Annotated in this window: 7 protein-coding genes; all 7 read left to right on the forward strand. The window is 64.4% G+C overall.

What is annotated here, in order from left to right; all coding sequences use genetic code 11:
* Window positions 1-270 precede the first annotated feature (270 nt).
* Window positions 271-1,245: an ABC transporter substrate-binding protein gene (locus tag HMPREF9710_RS07315; protein WP_005665242.1), complete on the forward strand. Its 975-nt coding sequence runs from the start codon at window positions 271-273 to the stop codon at window positions 1,243-1,245.
* 11 nt (window positions 1,246-1,256) lie between these two features.
* On the forward strand, window positions 1,257-2,123 hold the full coding sequence (locus tag HMPREF9710_RS07320) for an ABC transporter permease (RefSeq protein ID WP_005665243.1): 867 nt from the start codon (window positions 1,257-1,259) through the stop codon (window positions 2,121-2,123).
* Window position 2,124: 1 nt separating this feature from the next.
* On the forward strand, window positions 2,125-2,847 hold the full coding sequence (locus HMPREF9710_RS07325; protein ID WP_005665244.1) for an ABC transporter ATP-binding protein: 723 nt from the start codon (window positions 2,125-2,127) through the stop codon (window positions 2,845-2,847).
* Window positions 2,848-2,938: 91 nt separating this feature from the next.
* Window positions 2,939-3,742, forward strand: coding sequence for a cytochrome C assembly family protein (locus tag HMPREF9710_RS07330; RefSeq protein WP_005665245.1), 804 nt, complete (start codon window positions 2,939-2,941; stop codon window positions 3,740-3,742).
* Complete coding sequence (locus HMPREF9710_RS07335; RefSeq protein ID WP_005665246.1) at window positions 3,742-3,990, forward strand: PP0621 family protein; 249 nt, start codon at window positions 3,742-3,744, stop codon at window positions 3,988-3,990. The genes HMPREF9710_RS07330 and HMPREF9710_RS07335 overlap by 1 nt, the downstream gene beginning before the upstream one ends.
* On the forward strand, window positions 3,991-5,277 hold the full coding sequence (locus tag HMPREF9710_RS07340; RefSeq protein WP_005665247.1) for a histidine kinase dimerization/phospho-acceptor domain-containing protein: 1,287 nt from the start codon (window positions 3,991-3,993) through the stop codon (window positions 5,275-5,277). It abuts the gene before it with no gap.
* Between the two features lie 57 nt (window positions 5,278-5,334).
* Entirely contained in the window at window positions 5,335-6,663 is a 1,329-nt protein-coding gene (locus HMPREF9710_RS07345; RefSeq protein ID WP_005665249.1) for an IS4 family transposase, read from the forward strand.
* The last annotated feature ends 13 nt before the right edge of the window (window positions 6,664-6,676 follow it).

Consider the following 6,676-nt stretch of genomic DNA (forward strand, 5'->3'; position numbering starts at 1 on the left):
TACCTAATAGAAAGAAGCGCAAGAAAAAAGCGCAGTCGGATCTGGCGCAGGTCGCCAACGCATCATTTTACCTTGCAGCGCGGCCTCCCGGCATAGCGCGCCTGGCCGATCCTGGCCGAACCTGTCCGAACCTGCCCTGTACCGGCCATTTTTGCCGAATGCCGTCGCCTTTTGGGATAGCGCAAACACAAGCCGCGGTCGCCATGGTGTATTGCCTACTCGCCTTTCCGGCAAGCATTAGTGTTAACAATCGGTCCAAGGAGAACTGATATGAGGGAGATGTTTGGCAAGACATTGGTCGCGCTCACCCTGGTGGCCGCCGGCGGCAGCGCCACGGCCCAGGACGTGGTGCGGCTGGGGAATCTCAAGCTGGCGCATTTCGGCGCCGTGTCCTATATCAAGGAAATCGCCCCAAGCTGCGGCATCCGGGTCGAGGAAAAGATGTTCGCCAAAGGGCTGGACATCATGCAGGCCATCATCGCCGGCGAGCTGGACGTGGGCGCCACCGCGTCCGAGGCCGCGATCCAGGGCCGCGCCGGCGGCGCTCCGGTGGTGGTGGTGGCCGGTTTCGCGCGCGGCGGGGCGCGGCTGGTGGCGCGGCCCGAACTGAAGATCGCGTCCATCCTCGAGCTCAAGGGCAAACGCGTGGGCGTCACCCGCGGCGGCATCCAGGAAGTGCTCCTGATGGCCGAACTGGCGCGCAACAAGCTGAGCGCCGACACCAGCGGCCGCAAGGACGTGCAGCTGGTGTACCTGTCCTATCCGGAGCTGAACCAGGCGCTGCTGGGCCGGCACATCGACGCGATGATGCAATCCGAGCCGCAATCGTCGCAGGCGATCAATATGGGTTTCGGGAAGGAAGTCATGAAGCCCTACGGGACGCCGATCGGCGAGCCGGTGCGCACCATGGTCATGACCGAGAAGTTCTACCGCGAGCGCCGGCCGCTGGCCGAGAAGTTCATGCGCTGCTTCGTCCAGGCCACGCGCACCTTCATCGACCGGCCCGACGTCGCCGAACACTATGTGCGCCAGTCGATGTTCAAGGGCCAGATCACGGTGGCCGACTTCCGCGCGGCGATGGCCAATTCGCCGTACTCCTACGACATCACGCCCCAGCACATCCAGGTCACGACCGACGTCATGGCGCAGACCGGGGTGGGGCGCATGGCGCGTCCGCCGCTGGCCAGCGACTGGGTCCGCACCGACCTGCTGGCCTCGGCCAAGAAAAGCCTGAACATCCAGTAAAGGGAGACGACATGGAACGCATCGAACGACGCAAGACGCCGCGCCGGGGTTCGCGCAATGCGCGGCTCCGATGGAACGACGCCACCGGCCTGGTGGTGCCGGTGCTGGCGATCGCGCTCTGGCAATGGGTGGCGGCCAGCGGCCTGGTCGACCGCCAGGTGCTGCCGGCGCCGCTGGACGTGTGGCGCAAATGGGTCGACTACCTGCTCCCGCTCGAGCCGTTCGCGCAGTACACCGACGGCGGCTGGCTCAAATGGGCGCTGTCGGGCGAATTGCCGGTCGACGTCGTCGCCAGCCTGTACCGGGTGGTGGTGGGCTTCGCCATCGGCGCCGGGCTGGCGTTGCCGCTCGGGCTGGCGATGGGCGCCAGCCAGCGCGTGCACGCCTGGATGAATCCCCTGGTGCAGGTGCTGCGGCCGATCCCTCCGATCGCCTACATCCCGCTGGCGATGCTGTGGTTCGGGCTCGGCAATCCGCCGGCGGTGTTCCTGATCGCGATCGGGGCGTTCTTTCCGGTGTTGATGAACACGATCGCCGGCGTGCGCCAGGTCGACGGCATCTATCTGCGCGCGGCGCACAACCTCGGCGCCGGCAAGCTGACGATGTTCCTGCGCGTGATCCTGCCGGCGGCGGTGCCCTACATCCTGTCCGGCGTGCGGATCGGGATCGGCACCGCCTTCATCGTCGTGATCGTGGCCGAGATGATCGCCGTGAACAGCGGCCTGGGTTTCCGCATCTCGGAGGCGCGCGAGTACTTCTGGTCCGACAAGGTCATCGCCGGGATGATCAGCATCGGCGTGCTGGGCCTGTTGATCGACATCGGCGTGAATCGGCTGAACAACCATCTGCTGCGCTGGCACCGCGGCCTGGAGCACTGACATGAACGACATCCATATCCGCATCGAAGGCGTCAATAAAGTGTTCGGCGCCGAAGACCATGAAGTCGTGGCCCTGCAGGACATCGACCTGGACATCCCTCGCGGGCAGTTCACCTGCCTGCTCGGCCCTTCCGGCTGCGGCAAGTCGACCCTGCTCAATGCGGTGGCCGGCTTCGCGCCGCCGTCCTCGGGCGCGATCCTGGTCGACGGCCGCCCGGTCACCGGGCCGGGGCCGCAGCGCGGCATGGTGTTCCAGGAATACGCGCTGTTTCCCTGGATGACAGTCGAGCAGAACATCCGCTTCGGCCTCGAGATCAAGCGCATGCGCGGGCCGGAGATCGAGCGCCGGGTGAGCGACCTGCTGGGGCTGCTGTCGCTGGCCCTCGATTCGCCGATCCTGCTGATGGACGAACCCTTCGGCGCGCTCGACGCGCTCACCCGGCGCAACCTGCAGGACGAGCTGCTGCGCCTGTGGGCCGAGCTGAAAAAGACGATCCTGTTCGTCACCCACAGCATCGAGGAGGCGATCTACCTGGCCGACCGCATCGTCGTGATGACCTACCGGCCGGGGACGATCAAGCGCGACCTCCTGGTCGAGATCGCGCGCCCGCGCGATCCGGCGGCGCCGGAATTCAACCAGCTCAAGCGCGAGCTGGGGCTGATGGTGATGGAAGAGCAGGCGCGGCATCACAACGACGAGTTGCGGATGGCGGCGGTGGATTGAACGCCCGCCACATATATATATGCATGGCGTCGCCATCGGCGGGGCGGGAGGGGCTTCCCACCGGCGTTCGCCGATGGTGTAGACTCTTATTATGCAGAACTCCCTCTTCCTTGCCGCTGCCTTCCTGTACGCGGTATGCGCCCTGCTGCCGTCGCGGCTGGGCGCCGTCATCTCTGGCGTGACCGCCGGGGCCTGGGCCCTGCATGGCGTCGCGCTCGGCATGGACGTGATGGTGCCGGGACGGCTGCGGGTCGGCTTCGCCATCATGATTTCCAGCGCCTTGTGGGTCTCGGTGGCCGCCTACTGGTTCGAGAACCGCAATTTCGCCCTCGACGGTCTGCGCCGCCTGGTGATGCCGTTCGCGGCGGCGGCCACCCTGTTGCCGCTGCTGTTCCCGGGCACCCTGACGCCGCTGGCCGGCAAAACCGCCGCCTTCGGCTGGCATATCGCGGTCGCGGTGCTGGCCTACAGCACCCTGACCATCGCCGCGTTCCACGCCGTGCTGATGGCGCTGCAAGAAACGCGGCTGCATACCCGCACCGCCGGCGGCGGCTGGTTTGGCTCCGCGCTCGACCAGCTCCCGGCGTTGCTCACCATGGAAAAACTGTTGTTCCGTGTGATCTGGATCGGCTTCGTCCTGCTCAGCCTGACGGTCCTGTCGGGCTTCGTGTTCTCCGAACAGGTGTTCGGCCGGCCGCTGCTGCTCGACCACAAGAGCGTGTTCGCGCTGCTCTCGTGGGCGCTGTTCGCGGCGCTGCTGGCCGGGCGCAAGTGGCAGGGCTGGCGCGGCAAGACCGCGCTGCGCTTCACGCTGGCAGGCTTCGCCACCCTGGCGCTGGCCTACGTCGGTAGTCGCTTCGTGCTCGAAGTCGTCCTGCACCGGGGAGTCTACTGATGCGTATCTTGTTCTGGATTGCCCTTATCGTCCTCGTGGTCTTCGCCGTGCGCAGCAAGCTGCGCGCGCTCGCCAAGCGCAACGGGGTTCCTCCGCATATGCAGCGCGGCCCGGCCGCGCCGACCGGCCAGATCGAGGCCATGGCCCAGTGCGCCCATTGCGGCGTGTATTTCCCGGCGTCCGAGTCGGTGCACGCCGACGGCCAGGACTACTGCTCGCCAGGCCACGTGCGCCTGCCGCCCAAGTAGTTGAAGCCCGCGTCCGGCAGGCTGTCGGCGGGCGCGCGCGTCACCCTGTGGCGTTCGCTCCAGACCTTCACCGTCACCCGCATCGTCATCGCCCTGGTGCTGCTGCTGTACCTGGGCGTCGACCTGGAAAGCGGACAGCTGCGCCCGGACCCGGTCAACACCGAAACCTGCGTCTTCTATGTGCTGGCCGCCGCGCTGTTCGCGCTGGCGGCGCGCTGGCAACGGCGTTTCCTGATCCAGCTCGGGGTGCAGATCGGCGTCGACCTGGCCGTGATCTCGCTGCTGTATATCGCCGCCGGCGGCATGCGCAGCGGCCTGGGCATCCTCTATCTGTTCCCGCTGGCCGGCGCCGCGATCCTGGCGCCGCTGGTGCTGGCGCTGTTCTCGGCGGCGGTCGCGACGCTGTTCCTGCTCGGGCTGAACGTCTGGCAGCTGGTGGTCGAGGGGCGCGACCCGCCGCTGATGCAGGCCGGCCTGTTCGGCGCCGCCTTCTTCGCCGGCGTATTGATGGTCAACCGCCTGGCGGCGCGCCTGCTCAAGCAAGAGGAGCTGGCGGCCCGGCACGGCGCCGACCTGCGCATCCAGCAGGCGATCAACGAGATCGTGATCGCCGACGTCGGCGACGGCATCCTGGTGGTGGGGGAGGACGGCGCGGTCTTCACCGGCAACCCGGCGGCGCGCCGCATGCTGGGCCTGCAGGTCGACGCCGGTTTTTTGCTGCATGCCGTGCCGGCCTTCGAGCCGGTGGCGCTGGCCTTCGACGCCTGGCTGGCCGGCCCCGACAACGACAAGGCCTTCGTCACCCTGAAACCCTACCGCGAAGGCGACGGCGCCGGCGATGGTGAAGCTGAAATTCGCGGCCGGCGCGACCAGCCGGTGCACCTCAAATTGCGCTTCGCGCGCGTGGCCGACGGTGTCGACGCGGCCGGCCGCAGCGTGATCTTCATGCAGGACGTGAGCGCCATCGAAAACCAGGCGCAGCAACTCAAGCTGGCCTCGATGGGCCGCCTGACCGCCAGCATCGCGCACGAGGTGCGCAACCCGCTGTCGGCGATCGGCCACGCCACCGAGCTGCTGGCCGAAGACCTGCACGGCCCGGCCGAGGTGCGCCTGCTGAAGATCGTGCGCGACAACGTGACGCGCGTGAACCGCATGGTGGAAGACATCCTGCAGCTGTCGCGCAAGGCCCAGCCGAACGGCGAACCGGTGGCGCTCGGCCCGTTCCTGGAAGAGTTGAAGGCCGAATTCTGCGAAATCCACGGCCTGGCCGTAATGCCGCTAAGTTAACGATCTTTGCGGCATTTTTTCGTTGTAAACGTGGCTCAGAAATGTTAACTTTCGGCCATGCTTTCTGATGCCATCCCCCTCGTCATTGACCTACCTAATCCTCTTGAGTGGAGCCGCCTTGGCGAACATCTGCCCTACGAATGGGTGGAAGCTGCGTTAGTAGCGAACGATAAAGCGACTATCCGCTCTCGGCGGTTACCCGCGCAGCAGGTCGTCTGGCTAGTCATTGCTCTGGCGATCTATCGACACCGTTCCGTCAAGGACATTGTCGACTCGCTCGACCTGGCATTGCCCGAGTTGGCAGACCGTTGCATCACCTCCAGCGCGACAACGCAAGCTCGACAACGCTTGGGCTCCGAGCCGCTTGAATGGTTGTTTCACAAGTCGTCGCGGCAGTGGATTGCGCACGATGAAGCGCATTATCTGTTCAAGGGCTTGCATCTGCTTGCCATGGATGGCACGACATTGCGCCTGGCAGATAGCCCAGACAATCGCGAGCACTTTGGTTCTCAAATCTACCCCAACAACAAGGTTGCCAGCTATCCACAAGCACGCGGCGTGACCCTGATGATGATGGAAACCCAACTGATCCGTGATGCCCGTTTTGGACGCTACGACATCAGCGAAACGACGCATGCCCACTCTCTGCTCGAGAGCATTCCTGACGACTCGCTCACTGTGTTTGACCGAGGCTTTCTGTCAGCGCAACTACTATGCAATCTCGTCAACCATGGAACGAATCGACACTTCCTTGTGCCCGCCAAGAGCAACACCAAATGGACTCTAATCCTAGGCACGGACGACGATGGCATCGTGGAAATGATTGTCTCGCCTGCTGCACGCAAAAAAGATCCCGCTCTGCCAGAGACTTGGCGCGTGCGCGCCGTAAGAACACCGGATGACGGATCGGGAAAACAGCGGTACCTGCTTACGTCGCTGATGGATAGCAAGAAGTTCAAGGCGGTTGACTTGATTACTTGTTATCTCCGACGCTGGCGTATCGAAACAAGTTATAGGGAACTGAAGCAGTCAATGATGGGCTCGGAGTTGACTCTGCGCAGCATGACGGTCAGCGGTACCGAGCAGGAAATCTGGGGGGCGATGATCGCTTATAACCTGATTCGCGTTGAGATCGCCAAGGCCGCGCTGGAAGCGAAATGCGAACCGACGAGCATCAGTTTTACTACTGCCCTGATGACCATCCAGAACGAGTTGATGATGACGGGCCCAGCAACAGCACAAGGGAGGATACCGGAGATGCTTAAGCGCTTACGTGGACGGTTGGTACTTGAACTGAAAGCGCAACGACCCGGACGAAAATTTGACCGCGTCGTTAAGGCAGTAGCTCAACGGTATCCAGAAAAACGGCTATCGAGAAAACCTTAACTTAGCGGCATTA

Source organism: Massilia timonae CCUG 45783, assembly GCF_000315425.1.
In the GTDB taxonomy this organism is placed as follows: Bacteria; Pseudomonadota; Gammaproteobacteria; order Burkholderiales; family Burkholderiaceae_D; genus Telluria; species Telluria timonae.